Annotated in this window: 15 protein-coding genes and 2 pseudogenes; 4 read left to right on the top strand and 13 right to left on the bottom strand. The window is 66.0% G+C overall.

All coding sequences use genetic code 11. From position 1 onward, the window contains the following. Position 1 precedes the first annotated feature (1 nt). From chrA to ACMVY4_RS17030, 9 genes and pseudogenes are all read right to left on the bottom strand, one after another. Positions 2-1,291 (bottom strand): chromate efflux transporter, encoded by a 1,290-nt coding sequence (chrA, locus tag ACMVY4_RS17070; protein WP_416897185.1) that lies wholly within the window; start codon positions 1,289-1,291, stop codon positions 2-4. Then, on the bottom strand, positions 1,284-1,637 hold the full coding sequence (locus tag ACMVY4_RS17065; protein ID WP_416897184.1) for a hypothetical protein: 354 nt from the start codon (positions 1,635-1,637) through the stop codon (positions 1,284-1,286). The genes chrA and ACMVY4_RS17065 overlap by 8 nt, the downstream gene beginning before the upstream one ends. Then, entirely contained in the window at positions 1,637-2,038 is a 402-nt protein-coding gene (locus tag ACMVY4_RS17060) for a rhodanese-like domain-containing protein (protein ID WP_416897183.1), read from the bottom strand. The genes ACMVY4_RS17065 and ACMVY4_RS17060 overlap by 1 nt, the downstream gene beginning before the upstream one ends. Positions 2,039-2,153: 115 nt before the next feature. Continuing rightward, a complete protein-coding gene (locus tag ACMVY4_RS17055) occupies positions 2,154-3,200 on the bottom strand; it encodes an alcohol dehydrogenase catalytic domain-containing protein (protein WP_416897182.1) in 1,047 nt (348 codons plus the stop codon). A gap of 69 nt (positions 3,201-3,269) precedes the next feature. Then, positions 3,270-3,890 carry a sarcosine oxidase subunit gamma gene (locus ACMVY4_RS17050; protein WP_416897181.1) on the bottom strand — a complete coding sequence of 207 codons (621 nt, stop codon included), beginning with the start codon at positions 3,888-3,890 and terminating at the stop codon, positions 3,270-3,272. A gap of 151 nt (positions 3,891-4,041) precedes the next feature. Then, positions 4,042-6,939 (bottom strand): sarcosine oxidase subunit alpha family protein, encoded by a 2,898-nt coding sequence (locus ACMVY4_RS17045; RefSeq protein ID WP_416897180.1) that lies wholly within the window; start codon positions 6,937-6,939, stop codon positions 4,042-4,044. 28 nt (positions 6,940-6,967) lie between these two features. Continuing rightward, positions 6,968-7,066: pseudogene (locus ACMVY4_RS17040) on the bottom strand (hypothetical protein); the annotation flags it as partial. Then, positions 7,063-7,434, bottom strand: a complete 372-nt coding sequence (locus tag ACMVY4_RS17035; protein WP_416897179.1) for a sarcosine oxidase subunit delta — start codon at positions 7,432-7,434, stop codon at positions 7,063-7,065. The pseudogene ACMVY4_RS17040 and the gene ACMVY4_RS17035, both read right to left, overlap by 4 nt. A gap of 13 nt (positions 7,435-7,447) precedes the next feature. After that, positions 7,448-8,698, bottom strand: coding sequence for a sarcosine oxidase subunit beta family protein (locus tag ACMVY4_RS17030; RefSeq protein ID WP_416897178.1), 1,251 nt, complete (start codon positions 8,696-8,698; stop codon positions 7,448-7,450). Between the two features lie 384 nt (positions 8,699-9,082). Between ACMVY4_RS17030 and ACMVY4_RS17025 the strand changes: the two genes are divergently transcribed. Next, on the top strand, positions 9,083-10,888 hold the full coding sequence (locus tag ACMVY4_RS17025; protein WP_416897177.1) for a PHA/PHB synthase family protein: 1,806 nt from the start codon (positions 9,083-9,085) through the stop codon (positions 10,886-10,888). A gap of 9 nt (positions 10,889-10,897) precedes the next feature. On the opposite strand, the gene ACMVY4_RS17020 is transcribed toward ACMVY4_RS17025, so the two are convergent. Together ACMVY4_RS17020 and ACMVY4_RS17015 are read right to left on the bottom strand one after the other, a co-directional pair. Continuing rightward, positions 10,898-11,311, bottom strand: a complete 414-nt coding sequence (locus tag ACMVY4_RS17020) for a PaaI family thioesterase (RefSeq protein ID WP_416897176.1) — start codon at positions 11,309-11,311, stop codon at positions 10,898-10,900. A 76-nt stretch (positions 11,312-11,387) separates the two neighbouring features. Continuing rightward, positions 11,388-11,675, bottom strand: a complete 288-nt coding sequence (locus ACMVY4_RS17015; protein WP_416897175.1) for a FliM/FliN family flagellar motor switch protein — start codon at positions 11,673-11,675, stop codon at positions 11,388-11,390. A 49-nt stretch (positions 11,676-11,724) separates the two neighbouring features. Here ACMVY4_RS17015 and lipB point away from each other — a divergent pair. After that, a pseudogene (gene lipB, locus ACMVY4_RS17010) lies at positions 11,725-12,392 on the top strand (lipoyl(octanoyl) transferase LipB). A 14-nt stretch (positions 12,393-12,406) separates the two neighbouring features. Here lipB and ACMVY4_RS17005 read toward each other — a convergent pair. Beyond that, entirely contained in the window at positions 12,407-12,841 is a 435-nt protein-coding gene (locus ACMVY4_RS17005) for a GFA family protein (RefSeq protein ID WP_416897174.1), read from the bottom strand. A 97-nt stretch (positions 12,842-12,938) separates the two neighbouring features. Continuing rightward, positions 12,939-13,907, bottom strand: a complete 969-nt coding sequence (locus ACMVY4_RS17000; protein WP_416897173.1) for a Gfo/Idh/MocA family protein — start codon at positions 13,905-13,907, stop codon at positions 12,939-12,941. A gap of 123 nt (positions 13,908-14,030) precedes the next feature. Here ACMVY4_RS17000 and ACMVY4_RS16995 point away from each other — a divergent pair, with 123 nt between their 5' ends. Then, entirely contained in the window at positions 14,031-15,146 is a 1,116-nt protein-coding gene (locus tag ACMVY4_RS16995; RefSeq protein WP_416897172.1) for an acyl-CoA dehydrogenase family protein, read from the top strand. 16 nt (positions 15,147-15,162) lie between these two features. After that, positions 15,163-16,404: an acyl-CoA dehydrogenase family protein gene (locus tag ACMVY4_RS16990; protein WP_416897171.1), complete on the top strand. Its 1,242-nt coding sequence runs from the start codon at positions 15,163-15,165 to the stop codon at positions 16,402-16,404. Positions 16,405-16,412: the final 8 nt, after the last annotated feature.

Below are 16,412 nucleotides of genomic sequence, written 5' to 3'. Positions count from 1 at the left end.
TTCAGATAAGTCCGCTGATCAGTAGGCCGAGGCCGGAGGCGATGGCAAGGGTCCAGGCAACCCCGAGATGCAGGCCGAGCAGCAACACGGCCGACAGCACCGCGAGTCCGACCGCCACCGGGTCCGCCGTCGCCAGCTCCGGCAGCCAGAGCACGAAGGGGCCGCTCTCGGTGCGCGTGACTTCGCCGAAGAGGACATGCAGGGCGAACCAGACCGACAGGTTCAGGATCACGCCCACCACGGCGGCGGTGATCGCCGACAATGCGCCGGCGAGCCGGGGCTGGGCGGCGATCCACTCGACATAGGGCGCGCCGGCGAAGATCCAGAGGAAGCAGGGCGCGAAGGTCACCCACAGGGTGACGCCAGCGGCAATGACGCCGAACCAGAGCCCGTGCGCCTCCGCTGCGGCGAGAAAACCGACGAACTGGGTGACGAGGATGAGCGGGCCAGGCGTGGTCTCGGCAAGGCCCAGGCCATCCATCATCTGTCCGGCCGTCAGCCAGCCGTGATGGATCACGACATCCTGCGCCATATAGGCCAGCACGGCATAGGCGCCGCCGAAGGTCACGACGGCGAGCTTGGAGAAGAAGACGCCGATCTCGGCAAGCAGCGGGTCCGGCAGCGCGAACAGCGCCGCGAGCGGCAGCAGCCAGACGGCCAGCCAGATCATGATGGTCCGTGCGGTCTGGGCCGGGGAGACGCGGACGGCGGGCGCCGGGTTCCCGTCGCCATGCCGCGCCGTCGCGAAGCCGTAGACCGCCGCCGCCAGAACGATCAGCGGAAAGGGCAGGGCGAGGAAGAAGATGCCGGTGAAGGCGAGCGCGGCGATAACCCAACTGCCGGTCGTTTTCAGCGCTCGCTTCGAAACCTTCAGCAGCGCCTCCAGCACGATGGCGAGCACCGCCGCCTTCACACCCAGGAAGAGGGCATCGACCAGCGCCAGATCGCCGGCCAGCACGTAGATCAGCGACAGCGTCAGCATCACCGTGGCGCCCGGAAGCACGAACAGAAGTCCCGCCAGCAGGCCGCCCAGCGTGCCCTTCAGCCGCCAGCCGGCATAGGTACAGAGCTGCATCGCTTCCGGCCCGGGCAGCAGCATGCAGAAACTCAGCGCGCCCAGGAACTGGGGCTCCGACAGCCATTTCCTGTCATCGACCAGCGTTCGGTGCATCAGCGCGATCTGCGCCGCCGGGCCGCCGAAGGACAGGACACCGATGTGGAAGAATGCCCGGAAAAGGTCGCGCCAGCCGTGTTCCGCCGGCGCGCTGCCGGGCTCGGATGTGTCAGTCATCGGTCCGGCTCCGGTTCCGGCGGTCGTGCGATTCGGCCAGCATGGCGTCGAAAAATGACAATCCGACGTGCTCCCGTTCCTTGTCCGAGCCGAAAGCCTTCGCCGCACCGCACAGCAACCTTTCCAGCATTTCCGCGACGCCGGGCTCGGAAAGACTGGACGCCAGCGCGTCGATCTCCGGCGATGCCAGACCCCATCCGGCAGCTGTGGCGCGGAGTGTGCCTTCCACGCCGCCGCATGTGCGGATCGGGCTGGCGTCGAACTTGTCGGCTATCGCTTCCACATGTTCGGGATCGGCGCGGAGAATCCGGGCGCAGGGATCTGCGAAACGGCGGATCAGCCACACTACCGCAAGGATGTCGGGCGCTGGGCCGGCCGCCGCGACCCAGCGGGTCCGCCGCCGGCGGTGCGTGTCGGCAGGCGCGCTGCGGTCAGCAACGGCGCGCCGGCGTCCCGCCAGGCGAACTGCCCGCCCGTAAGGAAAGCCGCCTGGATGCCGCAATCGCGCAGGATCGCCGCGGCGCCCATGCTCAGCTTCAGACCCTTCTGGCAGTAGACGACGACCCTGCGCCCCTCGAAATCGCGGCTGCGTCGCTCGATCTCGGTGTGCGGCATGCGGATGGCGGCTGGCAGTATGCGCGGATCGTCATCGAAGTCCGGATCGATGCGGACGTCGGTCAGCAGCGGGCCATCGGGACGGCCGACTTCCTGAACCAGGGCATCGACAGGAATTGCGTGTTCGTACATGACGGGACTCCCAAAAGGCATGACTTCTCATGCGGCAATTGGGCGTTCGCCTGACGGGGCCACCGCAGCCCCAGATCGGAGATATTGTCCGGTCGGCCTCGCCGGTCAAGCCGGATCAGGCGCGATCCGGCTCCAGCAGCACCTTGACCTGGGTGTTGGGCGTCTTGAGCGCTTCGAAGGCGTCCGCGAAACCGTCGAAGCCGACCCGGTCGGTAATCAGTCCCGAAGCCTCGATCCGGCCCTGATCCAGCATGTCGATGCAGAGGCCGAATTCCTGCCGGAGGTAGCAGTAGGCGAAGATCAGATCGAGTTCCTTGGTGACCGGTTTCACCGGCATGATCCGGTCCTCGTGCATGCAGACGCCGACGATGACGACCCGGGAATCGAATCCGGCATAGTCGATCGCAAGCTGCATCGAGCCCGGTACGCCGACGCAGTCGAACACGATATCCGGCCGCGCGCCGGCGACCTGCTTGTAGCGCTCGATCACGTTTTCCTTCGAAGCGTCGATGGCCTCGGTGGCGCCGAAGCGGGCAGCGGTTTCCGCGCGGTTGGCGTTCAGATCTGAGACCACGACATGCCGCGCGCCGAAGTGCCGGCACCAGATCGCAGTGGCCAGGCCGACGGGACCGGCGCCGGCGATCAGCGCATGCTCGCCGGGCTGCAGACGGGCGCGGACCGCCGCGCGGAGGCCCACGGCCAGCGGTTCGATCAGGGCGCCGTCGCCCTTGCCGAAATGCTCCGGCAGGCGGAGGCTTTCGGCAGCGCCGACCCGGACGTACTGGGCATAGCCGCCCGGCACGTCGCCGAGGCCGATGCCGCGGGCGTCACGGCAACGCTTCACGTCGCCGGTCAGGCACGGCGCACAGCGGCCGCAACCGATGGTCGGCAGCGATGCGACCCGCATGCCTTCCTTCAGCCCGTTGTCGACGCCGGATCCGATGGCGACGATCTCGCCGCAGAACTCGTGGCCCATGACCGAATCCGGCTTCAGCGGGGGCATGCCGCCCGAGCCGTCATGATTGTCGGAGATGTGCAGGTCGGAGCCGCAGATGCCGCAGGCCTCGACTTTCAGCACCAGTTCACCGGGTCCCGGCGTCGGATCGTCTATGGAACCCAGTTCCAGCCGCTGTCCCGGCTTCCTGAAAATGGCTGCGCGCATGATGTCCTCCCCGCCCGAAGCGTCGCCCCGGAGCGGGGCGCGGTCAAGCTCGTGACACCCATGCGCGGATCAGATGACCAGACGCTCGCCGCTCTTCAGCTTCTGCTCCGGCAGCCCCCATTCGCGGCCCGAATGCGCCAGCGCGCACCAGAGGTAGTCGGCGTGCGACCAGCGCACGATCAGGTCGAAGGCGGGGCCGCCGTCCGTATCGTCATCGGTGCGCTGCAACAGGAAGGCATTGGCGTGCATGAAGACAGAGCCCTTCACGTCGCCCTGTGCGAATCCGCGGGGATGCAGGTCCAGCGTCGATAGCTTCATCAGGGCCTCGCGCGCCTTCGGGCCGCCATAGGCGAGCGTCGTGTAGTAGTCGCTGACATTGGAGACGAGATGGTGTGCATCGCCCAAAGCGTCAGCTACCCGGCCGGCGAGTTCGCTTTCGGTGTTCGCTAAGCCCGTGATCAGGAACTCGTCGGGCGAAAGCCAGGCCATAAGGAGGCCGTCGCCTTCTACGAAGCGGCAGTTGCCGGGCAACTCGACACCAAGGGCTTCTGCGGTCTTCGACGCGAGCTTGCCTTCAGCGCGGAGGATCAGCTTCGCCTCGAACGGCCGTTCGGCCTGCCGGAGCCGGCCTTCGGGCGCTTCGATGGCCTCGCGGTGGGCGAGTGGGGAGCGTCGGATGGGCGCGTTCATCGGCGATCCTCGCTGATCTTCAATGTTCCGGGGACGGCAGCCGTCAAACTCACTGTCATGCCCGCCTTGTGCGGGCATCCGGCCAGACCATCATCTTGCGGCGAAGCCGCACCGGACCCCCGCATGAAGCGGGGGTGACAGGCTGGTTGCATCATTTGCCCACGTCCCCTTCCTTCGGACCCATGAAGTCGTATTCGACGATCTTCGCCGGCATCGGCTTGTCATCCATGCGCGAGATCCAGACCGTCTCGCCCATGCGTTGCCCGCCGGATTTCACCAGCGCCATGGCGATGGAACGCTTGAGATTCGGGCTGTAGTAGCTGGACGTGATGTGGCCGAGCATCGGCACGGGCGGCTTCGGTTCGTCCGCGGTGCCGATCAGGTGCGCGCCTTCCATGGCGACGAAGTTCCGGTCCTCGGTCAGCAGGCCGACGAGTTGTTTCCGGTCGGTGCGGGTGGTGTCGGAGCGGGTCAGCGAGCGCTTGCCGATGAAATCGCCCTTCTTCAGCGCCACGGCCCAGTCCATGCGCAGATCGTAGGGCGTCACCGTGCCGTCGGTTTCCTGACCGACGATGATGAAGCCCTTTTCGGCGCGGAGCAGGTGCATGGCCTCGGTGCCGTAGGGCACCAGATCGTGTTCCTTGCCGGCCTCGATCAACTGTTCCCACATCCAGAGGCCGTAGGTGGCCGGGATGTTGATCTCGAACGAGGTCTCGCCGGAGAAGGAGATGCGGAAGATGCGCACCGGGATCCCGCCCATGCTGGCGTCCTGCCAGGTCATGAAGGGGAAAGCCTCCTCCGACAGATCGACGCCATCGATAACCTTCTCGACGATGTCGCGGGCGTTCGGGCCGGCGACAGCAGCCACGGCCCACTGCTCGGTGGTGGTGGTCAGCCACACGTCCAGATCCGGCCATTCGGTCTGGAGGTAGTCCTCCAGTGTCCTGAGCACGCCAGCCGCGCCGCCGGTGGTCGTCGTCATGTGAAAATGGTCTTCGGCCAGGCGGGCGGTGACGCCGTCGTCGGAGACCATGCCGTCTTCGCCCAGCATCAGGCCGTAGCGGCAGTGCCCGACCTTCAGCCCCTTCCAGGCGTTGGTGTAGACCCGGTTGAGGAAGGTCGCCGCGTCCTTGCCGCGGATGTCGATCTTGCCCAGCGTCGAGGCGTCCAGAATGCCGGCGGAGGTGCGGGCGGCGAGCGACTCGCGCTGCACCGCCTGCTCGAAACTCTCGCCATTTTTCGGGTAGGCGCGGGCGCGCAGCCAGTCGCCCACCGGCTCGAAGATTGCCTTCTGTGCAACGTGCCAGTCGTGCATCGGCGTTGTCCGCCGCGGCGTGAAATGCTCGCCGACATGCTGGCCGCCCAGTGCGCCGATGGTCACCGGGCGATAGGGTTGGCGGAAGGTCGTGGTGCCCACTTCGGGGACGGTGATCCCGCGCACCTCGGCCATGATGCCGAAGGCGTTGACGTTGGAGATCTTGCCCTGGTCGGTGCCCATGCCCTGGGTCGTGTAGCGCTTGGTGTGCTCGACGCTGTCGTAGCCCTCGGCGATGGCGAGGCGCAGGTCGGAAGATTTCACGTCGTCCTGGAGATCGACGAAGGCCTTGGTCTTGTGCGGCGGCTTCAAGGACGGCGCTTCCCATACCGCCTTCACGTTCAGGCTCTCGACATTCGCCGTCGCGACGTCGGGCTGCTTCTTCGGGCGCAGCGTGAAGCCGGCCTCGCGGACGGCCTCGGTGCCGGCCTTCGCGCCTTCCGAGATGGCGTCGGCCAGGGTTGTTGCGCCGTTGCAGCCGCCGGCCGAGCGCTCGGCCTGCCACGATTTGCCAGGCCGGAAGGAGGTGAGTTCCTCGTCCCACTTCAGCATGCCGCGCGATTGGGCGAAGAGCGCCACATTGGGGTTCCAGCCGCCGGAGACGGCAATCAGATCGCAGGCGATGCTCGTCTCCGAACCCATCGCCTTGCCGCTTGCGTCCACCGCGGCGAGACGTGCAGCAGTCACACGGTTCCGGCCCGTCGTGCCGACAATGGTCCGGGCCGGCATCACCGCGATGCCCTGCTTCAGGGCGGCCAGCGCCAGTCCTTCGTCGAGTTCGCTTCTGAGATCGGCGATGCCGGCGATCTCCGCGCCCGCGGCCTTCATGTCGAAGGCGGTCTGCCAGGCGCTGTCATTGTTGGTGAATACGAGGACCCGGCGGCCGGCGAGGGCGCCGTAGCGGTTCAGATAGGTTCGCGCCGCACCGGCCAGCATGATGCCGGGCCGGTCGTTCTCGTTGAAGACGATGGGCCGTTCGATGGCGCCGGTGGCCAGCACGACCTGTTTCGCGCGCACCCGCCAGACCCGTTGACGCGGCCCAGCGCCGTCGCGCTCCCGCATGGGCAGATGGTCCTGCACTTTCTCGATCAGGCCGACAAAGTTTTGCGCGTAGTAGCCGAAGGCCGTGGTCCGGGTAAGAACGGTGCAATCCGGGTTATCGTCCAGCGCGGTGCGGACGTGCTCGATCCAGTCTGCCGCGGGCTTGCCGTCGAAGGTGACGCTGTCGGGCGCCGCCGACAGAAGGCTGCCGCCCAGAGTCGCGGTCATCTCACAGAGCATCACGCGGGCGCCGGACTGCGCTGCATTGTAGGCGGCCATGAGGCCGGCAGGACCTGCGCCGATCACCAGCACGTCGGTATGACGGTTCACGGCCTCGTAGCGGTCGGGGTCGCGGCCCTCCGGCGCCTTGCCCAGGCCGGCGGCCCGCCGGATGACCGGCTCGTAGCGCATCCAGCCGAGGCCGCCCATGAAGGTCTTGTAGTAGAAGCCGGCGGGGAAGAAGCGGCTGAGGCCGTCATTCACGGCGCCCACGTCGAATTTCAGGCTGGGCCAGCAGTTCTGAGGCATCGCGTCGAGGTCGTTGTGGATTTCCTGGTCCGTCACCAGAACGTTCGGATCGGTCGCCGCGCCTTCGCCAACCTGGACCATCGCCGCGGGATCGTCGACACCGGCGCCGACGATGCCGCGCGGGCGGTGGTACTTGAAGCTGCTGGCCGACCATGATCTCGCCATTGGCGAGCAGGGCGGAAGCCAGGGTGTCGCCCGAATAGCCGACATAGTCCTTGCCGTTGAAGCGGAAGCTGACGGCGCGGCTGCGGTCGATGGCGCCGCGGCCCTCGATGCGGTTGGGCTGCCTCATGCCTGCTCCTCCGCATCGGCGCGGAGAATCTTCACCGCATCATTGCCGGAGCCGATCGAGGCCTCGCCCGACGGCGTCTTCGGCAGATCGGCCTTCACCTTCGGCGGCTTCTTGCCGATCTGGTACACGGCGTGGATTTCGTCCGTGGCCGTGTTGCGCAGCATGTTGAAGAACTTTCGGCAGCCGGCGGTGTGCCACCAGCGCTCGGCATAGAGACCCTTGGTGTTCTTGCGCATGAAGACGAACTGCGCCCATTCGGCGTCGGTCATCTCTTCCGAGTTCGTCGGACGCGCGATATGCGCCTCGCCGGCATAGGCGAACTCCGACTGGTCGCGCGGGCCGCAGTGAGGGCAGTCGATCACGAACATGCTGACGGTCCTCCTAGTGCGCGACGGCGGCCGCGCCGTGCTCGGCGACCAGCGCGCCGGAGACGAAACGGTCCATGGTGAAGGGGGCGGCGATGGCGTTCGGTTCGTCCTTCGCGATCAGGGCCGCGTAGACATGACCGGACCCGGGTGTCGCCTTCCAGCCGCCGGTGCCCCAGCCGCCATTGACGTAGAAGCCCTTCACCGGCGTCTTCGAGATGATGGGGCTGGCGTCCGGGCAGACATCGACGATGCCGCCCCACTGCCGCATCATTCTGAGGCGGGAGAAGGTCGGGAACAGCTCCATCAGCGAGGCCATCTGGTGCTCGATGATATCGAGATTGCCGCGCTGGGTGTAGGAGAGCTGTGCATCGATGCCGGCGCCGATCACCAGTTCGCCCTTGTCGGACTGGCTGCAATAGACATGCACAGCATTCGACATCACCACGCAGTTCAGGATCGGCTTGATCGGCTCCGACACCAGTGCCTGCAACGGGTGGCTCTCGACCGGCAGCGTGACGCCGGCCATCTGTGCCACGACAGATGTATGGCCGGCGACGCAGGACGCGACCTTGGGCGTGTCGATCCGGCCGCGGCTGGTTTCGATGCCGGTGATCTCTCCACCCTCGATGACGATGCCCGTGACCTCGGTCTGCTGGATGATGTCGACGCCCAGATCGCTGGCGGCGCGGGCATAGCCCCAGACCACGGCGTCGTGGCGGTTGACGCCGCCGGAGCGTTGCAGCGTGCCGCCGAGCACCGGATAGCGGACATTGCCGGAGATGTTGATCAGCGGGCAGAAGCCCTTCACTTCCTTCGCGTCCAGCCATTCGGCATCCACACCGTTCAGCCGGTTCGCCTCGACGCGGCGCTTCAATTGCCGCATCTCGCCTTCGTCATGCGCCAGGTTCAGGACGCCGCGATGGCTCATCATGATGTTGAAGTTGAGCTCCTGGCCCAGCCCCTTCCAGAGGTTCAGCGCGTGGTTGTAGATCGCCGCGCTCTCGTCGAAGAGATAGTTGGAGCGGATGATGGTCGTGTTGCGGCCCGAATTGCCGCCGCCGATCCAGCCTTTCTCGATCACGGCGATGTTGGTCATGCCGTGTTCTTTCGCGAGATAGTAGGCCGTCGCCAGACCGTGCCCGCCGCCGCCGATGATGACGGCGTCATAGGCAGGCTTCGGATCAGCGGCGCGCCAGGCCCGCTCCCAGCCCGAGTGGCCGTTCAGACCCTGGCGGATCAGTTCGAGGAAGGAATAGCGTTTCATCAAGTGCCCCGGTCCCGTGCACGCCGAAGCGGGAGTGTTGCCATTCCGGAAGGCTCGGGGGAAGGGCGCGCGACGACGCAGCCTGATCCGCCCGCGACACCATGGTTCACGCCACAGGTCCGGCGACGGCTTCCCTTCGTATCGGAGCCAATGGGGCGTCCAACGGCATTGCTGCGCGGCGGCACGTTGCTGCTGCCGCCTTGGGGGCGCGAACGAGGCGTGGCCGGAGATGCGCCGAGACTGTCATGTTGCGGCAATTTGTGCACTGCAACATAAACTGTGAAAGGTTATCAAGGCGGCGCGCCGCTCGATATGGTTAACTCAGCGGAACGCAGGCAAACGCAAGTGGCGGCAAGCCCACGAAGCAGACCAACGGAGGAAACAATGGCCGACAAGCCGGCAGACGAATTTCCCGTACCCGACATGACCGAATTCGCGGCCAACATGTCCAAGGTCGCCGCGCAGAGCCAGCAGCTGATCCAGGAGTTCCTGGAGCGTCAGGATCCGAAGTCCGCCCAGGGTCCGGTCGACCCGCTGAGCATCGGACAGGCCTTCATGGACCTGACGACGGCGATGATGACCCACCCGGCCAAGGTGGTCGAGGCGCAGGTCAACCTGTTCAACAGCTACATGGCGTTGTGGCAGCAGCAGTCGATGAAGATGATGGGGCAGGAGGCCGACGACGTTTCGCCGGACGTGAAGGGCGACAAGCGCTTCAAGGACCCGGCGTGGAAGGAAAATCACGTCTTTGACTTCATCAAGCAGTCCTACCTGCTGACATCGAAGTGGATGATGGACACGGTCCACGACGTCGAGGGCATGGACAAGCACACGGCCGAGAAGGTCGAGTTCTATACCAAGCAGTTCGTCGACGCGATGTCGCCGACCAACTTCGTCATGACCAACCCCGTCGTGCTGCGGGAGACCCTGGCCACCAACGGCCAGAACCTGGTCAAGGGCCTCGATCACGTGCTGGAGGATCTCGAACGCGGTCACGGCAAGCTGGCCATCCGCATGACCGACGACACCGCCTTCGAGGTCGGCGGCAATGTGGCCACGACGCCGGGCAAGGTTGTCTACCAGAACGACCTGATGCAGCTGATCCAGTATCAGCCGACGACCGAGCAGGTCTACGAGCGGCCGCTGCTGATCACCCCGCCGTGGATCAACAAGTTCTACATTCTCGACCTCCGGCCGGAAAACTCGTTCATCAAGTGGGCCACCGAGCAGGGTCTGACCGTGTTCGTCATCTCCTGGGTCAACCCGGACGGCAAGCTCGCGAACAAGAGCTTCGAGGACTACATGAACGAGGGCATCCTCGCCGCGATGGACGCGATCGAGCAGGCCATCGGCGTCCGCGAGGTCACCACCATTGGCTATTGCCTCGGCGGCACGCTGATGGCGGCGACGCTGGCCTATCTGGCCACCATCGGCGACGACCGGATCAAGGCGACGACGTTCTTCACCGCGCAGGTGGATTTCTCCGAGCCCGGCGACCTGGGCGTCTTCATCGACGACGAGACGATCTCGCACATCGAGAACATGATGGAGGAACGGGGCTATCTGGACGGCTCCGAGATGGCGTCGACCTTCAACATGCTGCGCTCGAACGACCTGATCTGGTCGTTCGTCGTCAACAACTACCTGATGGGCAAGGACCCGTTCCCGTTCGACCTGCTCTACTGGAACTCGGACGCGACGCGCCTGCCGAAAGTCATGCACAGCTACTACCTGCGCAACATGTACAAGGAGAACAAGCTGGTGCAGCCGGGCGCGCTGTCGTTCAACGGCACGCCGATCGATCTGGGCAAGGTCAAGACGCCGGTCTATCTGCAGGCCGGCAAGGAAGACCACATCGCGCCCTACAAGTCGGTCTTCAAGGCGACCAAGCATTTCTCGGGTCCGACCAAGTTCATGCTCGCCGGTTCCGGTCATATCGCCGGCGTGGTCAATCCGCCCTCGGCCAAGAAGTACCAGTTCTGGACCAACAACAAGCGCAAGAAATACGACGATCCGGACGCTTGGCTGGCCGACGCCACCGAGACGCCCGGTTCCTGGTGGCCGGACTGGATCAAGTGGATGCAGAAATATTCCGGCAAGAAGGTGCCGGCGCGCATTCCGGGCGAGGGCGGCCTGAAGGCGATCGAGGACGCCCCCGGCACCTATGTGAAGGTGAAGTCGGGCGAATAGCCGCCCGGCTCACTTCTTCGCCGGCAGGACCATCTGGGTCTGTGTGACGACGGCGGCCTTGCGGCCGTCCTCACGGAAAACCGTTGTGGTCCAGACCATGGTTGTGCGGCCCTTGTGAACCGGTTCGCAACGCGCCAGCGCCTTCTGGTTCACCGGTACGGCGGCGAGGAAGTTGGTCTTGCTCTCCAGCGTGGTGGTGACCGTATCCGGCGGCAGGTTGATGACGGTTGCAACGGCGCCGACATTGTCCGCCAGCGCCATGACCGCGCCGCCATGCATGATGGCGGGATTGGTGCAGAATTCCGGCTTCACCAGCATCTCGGCCTCGACCAGGTCCGGCTCGACAGTCGTGAACTCGATGCCCAGCGTGGCGCCGAACGGCGTCATGCGGTTCATGACCATCTGCTTCAGTTCGTCGGACATCGGCGCCTCCCCCGGTTTGCGTCGGGCGGAGGTTAGGGCAATTCCCGCTGCGGCGGTATTACCTTGCAGGTCGTGATCAGTCCCGGAAGCCGTCCATCGTCTCGACGACCGAGATGCCGACGTGTTCGCCGGTCACCACGATCTCGCCGCGGGCGATGACCTTGTTGTTGGCGAGAATCCAGGCAAGGTCGTCCACGCCGCTGTCCAGTTCGATCACCGCGCCACGGCCCATCTTCAGAAGCTGATGGATCGGCATGTTCGCGCGGCCCAGCACCACGGAGATGTCGACATCCACGTCGCCCAGCGCCTCGCCAATGGCGGCATCCTTGCTGGTGATGATCTGCGTGTTTTCGTCAATGCTCATGCGGGCTATGTAAGAGCATCAAGGTTAGCGGACTGTAAACGGCGGCGAGATGACTGTGGAATGGCGGCGGAGCGAGACGCCGGTGGCCTATCCGGACGCCGTCGCCTGGATGGAGGCGCGGGCCGCGGCCATCCGGGCGGGCGAGGCGCCGGAATGCGTGTGGCTGCTGGAGCATCCGCCGTTGTACACGGCCGGCACCTCGGCCAGGGCGGAGGACCTGCTGACGCCCGACCGGTTTCCCGTCTACCCGGCCGCCGCGGCGGCGAGTACACTTATCACGGACCGGGTCAGCGGGTGGCCTATGTGATGCTGGACCTGAAGGCGCGGCGTCCCGACGTTCGCGCCTTCGTCAAGGATCTGGAGCGCTGGATCATCGGATCGCTGGCCGAACTCGGCGTCGAGTCCGGCGTGCGCGAGGGGCGGATCGGCGTCTGGGTCGACATGCCGGACGGAACCGAGGCCAAGACCGCGGCGCTGGGCATCCGGCTCCGGCGCTGGGTCAGCTTCCACGGCATCTCGATCAACGTCGATCCGGATCTCAGCCATTTCGACGGCATCGTGCCCTGCGGAATCCGCGAACATGGCGTCACATCGCTGGCCGGCCTCGGCGTCCGCGCGACCATGGCGGACCTCGATGCGGCGCTGGAGCGGCAGTTCGGCGAGGTGTTCGGTTCCCCGGCCGTGAATGACGCCGGCCAGGTGCGGGCCGTCGGCTGACCGCCCGACGGTTTTCAGTCCGGCCTCGCCCGTTCGGGCATCGGAAAGTCACCCGCATCCGACTGCTCGAACTGAGGCAGATCCGGCTCGACCTCGTAGTAGCCGCCCTTGTCGGCGACGAAGATGTTGCCCTGCACCTTCAGATCGCGGCTGTCGTCCAGGGTCCCGGCGGCGATGGCGATATTGTCGCCCGTGTCGGAGCGCCAGAACAGGGTCGAGCCGCATTCCCGGCAGAACCCGCGGCCGGCGAAGTCGCTGGCCCGGTACCAGGCCAGGCCGCGATCCTCGAGAAGGTGGAAATCGTCGCGCCACGCATTCGCCGCCGCCATGAAATGTCCCGTCGTCTTGCGGCACTGGCCGCAATGGCAGTTGACGATATTGCGGATCGGTCCGTCGACGCGGTAACGGACCGCGCCGCACAGGCAGCTTCCGGTGTAGGTGTCGCTCATCATTCTCTCCCGCTCGCTCTGTTCCGCAAATGTTCGAATGGCGGGGCGGCGATGTCGAGCGAGAAAACCTTACGCGCTTGTTGGAATAACTTGGCCGTCAGCTGCCGAGCATGCGTTCGACCACCCGCTGCACGTCCAGTGCTTCCGGCACTGTGGCCAGCGCGTGCTCGCGGCCTTCGGTCATGGCCTTCAGCTTCTCGACCTGGCCGCGGAGCAGGATCGGTCGCATCTCCGCGTGGCTCGGGGCGCCGGGATTGGAGAGCCATTCGCCGGTCGCCTCGTCCAGCCGCTCTGCATAGGACCAGTCGCGCAGCCGGATGGCGCCGGTCGATCCCTGAAGCTGCCAGAGATTGTGGTCCGACAAGTCCGTGCCGCCGACTTCGCCGTTCACGGCGACAGGGATGCCGCCTGCCATCAGCTCCGCCTCGATGCGGGTCTCGGCGCCGTCGCCGTCCGGATAGACCGCACGGGCGTTCAGTACCTCGATGGGGCCGAGCAGGCGGCGGGTCAGGAACAGGAAGTGCGAGAGCACCTCGCGGGTGAAGCCGCCCTCGGCGCGCTTCGCAAGCCAGCTTGAGGCGTCCATCTGCCAGTCCCGCGGCCACTGCGAGAACCGGGCGGTGAGTTCCAGCGACTGGACGTCGCCGATCGCGCCTTCGTCCATCCAGGACTTCAACTGCGCCACCGACGGGGACGAGGCGAAGATGAAGTTCACCGCCGCCCGCGCGCCGCGGTCCCGCACCAGCGCCAGAAAGGCCTCCGAATCCTCGATGGAGACCGCGAGCGGCTTTTCGGTGAAGACCGCGCAGCCGGCGGCCATCGCTGCCCGTGCGTGCTCCAGATGCGTCAGGGGCGGGGAAGCGATGTAGATGCAGTCGCTGGCGCCGATCAGCGCCTCACGGTCCTGCGGCAGGGCCAGACCCGGAAACGCATCCGCCAGTTCGGCGCGGCGCGCTTCGGAGGGATCGAGCACACCGGAGATCTCGACGCCCAGGGCGGCGTTGTCGCGGACGACCCGGACAATCCGTTCCCCCATGATGCCGCAGCCGATGATCCCAAGTTTCATGTCGTTCTCCCCGTCACGGTCTCATGCGCCGAAAGCCTTTCCCGGCGCGTCGCCGATGTGCCAGACTCGGCGGCGAGGGTCCGTGATGGCACAGGACCGCTGGAACGCGAAGGGGAGAGCGCGTTGAATCTCGATTTTTCCGACGAACAGAAGCAGCTGCAGGACCACATCCGGCGCTTCCTGACCGACAAGTGCGGCTCCGATGTCGTGCGCAAGGTGCTGGACGGCGATGCGCCGTTCGACCGTGAGCTGCTGCAGGGACTGGGCGAGCTTGGCGTGCTCGGCGCGGCAATCCCGGAGGAATATGGCGGATCGGGCATGGGCCCGCTGGAGCTCTGCCTCGTCGCCGAGGAACTCGGCCGCGCCGTCGCACCGGCGCCGGTTTCGTCGTCGATCTACCTGGCCGCCGGCTTCCTGATGGAGGCGGGCAGCGAGGATCAGAAGAAGGCCTGGCTGCCGAAGATGTGCACCGGTGAGACCGTCGGCACCTTCGCCCATGCCGAGAAGCCCGGCCGTGTCACGCCGCGGACGGTCTCGGCATCGCTGGATGGCGGTCGGCTCAACGGAACCAAGATCGCGGTCAATGACGGCGCCGGCGCCGACATGGCCGTCGTCTCGGTGCGCGAGGGCGACGGTTTCGGGCTCTGCATCGTCGATCTGAACGGCGAGGGTGTGACCCGGGAAGCGATGGACAGCATCGATCCCAGCCGCAAGCAGGCGCGCCTCGTCTTCGACAATGCCCCGGCGGAGAAGCTCGATGCCGGCAATGCCGGGACCATCGAGGCGGTGTTCGACAAGGCGGCGATCTATATCGGCTTCGAACAGCTCGGCGGCGCGGACAAGGCGCTGGAAGCCGCAACCGAATACGCAAAGGAACGCATGGCCTTCGGACGGCAGATCGGCTCGTTCCAGGCAGTGAAGCACATGTGCGCCGACATGTACGTCTCGGCGACCCTGGCGCGGTCCAACGCCTATTGGGGCGCCTGGGCGGTGTCGACCGGCTCTTCCGATTTGTCCGTGGCGGCGGCGACCGTGCGCGTGGCCTCGACGCAGGCCTATCAGCACTGCGCCAGGAACAACATTCAGGTCCATGGCGGCATGGGTTTCACCTGGGCCTTCGACTGCCACCTGCATTACCGGCGATCCAACGCGCTGGCGCTCGCCATCGGTGCGCAGAGCCAGTGGGAAGACAGGCTGATCGAGCAGATGCGGCTGGCCAACGCCAGCGCGGCGGCCTGAACAGGGAGGCGACGAAATGGATTTCGACGATACCCCGGAAGAGGCGAAGTTCCGCCAGGACGTCCGCAACTGGATCGATGCCAACGCACCGCACCATCTGGACGAGCAGCTCGCCGAGGGCAGCCTGGACCGCGACCGGGTGGTCGAGGACGGCCGCGCCTGGATGATGAAGAAGGCCGAGGCCGGCTGGGCCTGCATGCACTGGCCGACCGAGTATGGCGGCATGGATGCGACGCCGATCCAGCGCGTGATCTGGAACCAGGAAGAGGGCATCTATTCGGCCCTGAACGCGCCCTTCGGCATCGGCCAGGGCATGTGCGGCCCGACGGTGATGGACTGGGCGCAGGAGCAGCACAAGCGCGACCGGCTGCCGAAGCTGGCCTCGGGCGAGGAGATCTGGTGCCAGCTGTTCTCGGAGCCTGCCGGCGGGTCGGATCTGGCGGGTCTCCGCACCAGCGCCAAGCCCGCCGATGACGGCTCGGGCGACTGGATCATCAACGGCCAGAAGATCTGGACATCGGGCGCGCACTATTCCGACTGGGGCCTGCTGATCACCCGGACCGACCCCAACGTGCAGAAGCACAAGGGTCTGACCATGTTCATACTGCGGATGGACCTGCCGGGCGTCGATATCCGTCCGATCAAACAGATCAACGGCGGCGCCAACTTCAACGAGGTCTTCTTCACCGACGTCCGCGTGCCCGACCACCAGCGCCTCGGCGATGTGGGGCAGGGCTGGCAGGTCTCGCTGACCACGCTGATGAACGAGCGCTTTTCCATCGGCGCGCGGCTGCAGACCGGCTTCCCCGAGTTCTTCGACTACTGCATGCAGGCGGAGATCGACGGCCAGCCGGCGATCGACGATCCGTCGCTGCGCTCGAAGCTGGCCAGCCTGGCGGTGCGCAACAGCGGTCTGAAATACACCGCCATGCGTTCCATCAGCGCCGTCTCCAAGGGCCAGACGCCCGGACCGGAGAACTCCATCGGCAAGCTGGTCGCAGCGCCCATGCTTCAGGAGATCGGCATGCTGGCCATGGATCTGCAGGCCGAGGCCGGCGCACTGCTGGACCACGACGCCGACGCCGACGGCAAGTTCCAGGGCATGATGATGTGGGCCCCGGGGCTCCGGATCGCCGGCGGCACGGACGAGGTGATGCGCAACATCATCGGCGAACGGGTGCTGGGCCTGCCGGGCGATATCCGCGTCGACAAGTCGGTGGCCTTCAACGAGATCCCGACCAGCGGCTCGCGCAAGTAGGCGGGGAG

This window comes from Minwuia sp., assembly GCF_048007105.1.
In the GTDB taxonomy this organism is placed as follows: domain Bacteria; phylum Pseudomonadota; class Alphaproteobacteria; order Minwuiales; family Minwuiaceae; genus Minwuia.
This window is presented reverse-complemented; position numbering and strand designations above follow the sequence as displayed.

Bases quoted from the DNA above. Each gene is read 5' to 3' on its own strand.
- chrA (WP_416897185.1), bottom strand. From the start codon at position 1,291: ATGACTGACACATCCGAGCCCGGCAGCGCGCCGGCGGAACACGGCTGG.
- ACMVY4_RS17060 (WP_416897183.1), bottom strand. From the start codon at position 2,038: ATGTACGAACACGCAATTCCTGTCGATGCCCTGGTTCAGGAAGTCGGC.
- ACMVY4_RS17055 (WP_416897182.1), bottom strand. From the start codon at position 3,200: ATGCGCGCAGCCATTTTCAGGAAGCCGGGACAGCGGCTGGAACTGGGT.
- ACMVY4_RS17050 (WP_416897181.1), bottom strand. From the start codon at position 3,890: ATGAACGCGCCCATCCGACGCTCCCCACTCGCCCACCGCGAGGCCATC.
- ACMVY4_RS17045 (WP_416897180.1), bottom strand. From the start codon at position 6,939: ATGGCGAGATCATGGTCGGCCAGCAGCTTCAAGTACCACCGCCCGCGC.
- ACMVY4_RS17035 (WP_416897179.1), bottom strand. From the start codon at position 7,434: ATGTTCGTGATCGACTGCCCTCACTGCGGCCCGCGCGACCAGTCGGAG.
- ACMVY4_RS17030 (WP_416897178.1), bottom strand. From the start codon at position 8,698: ATGAAACGCTATTCCTTCCTCGAACTGATCCGCCAGGGTCTGAACGGC.
- ACMVY4_RS17025 (WP_416897177.1), top strand. From the start codon at position 9,083: ATGGCCGACAAGCCGGCAGACGAATTTCCCGTACCCGACATGACCGAA.
- ACMVY4_RS17020 (WP_416897176.1), bottom strand. From the start codon at position 11,311: ATGTCCGACGAACTGAAGCAGATGGTCATGAACCGCATGACGCCGTTC.
- ACMVY4_RS17015 (WP_416897175.1), bottom strand. From the start codon at position 11,675: ATGAGCATTGACGAAAACACGCAGATCATCACCAGCAAGGATGCCGCC.
- ACMVY4_RS17005 (WP_416897174.1), bottom strand. From the start codon at position 12,841: ATGAGCGACACCTACACCGGAAGCTGCCTGTGCGGCGCGGTCCGTTAC.
- ACMVY4_RS17000 (WP_416897173.1), bottom strand. From the start codon at position 13,907: ATGAAACTTGGGATCATCGGCTGCGGCATCATGGGGGAACGGATTGTC.
- ACMVY4_RS16990 (WP_416897171.1), top strand. From the start codon at position 15,163: ATGGATTTCGACGATACCCCGGAAGAGGCGAAGTTCCGCCAGGACGTC.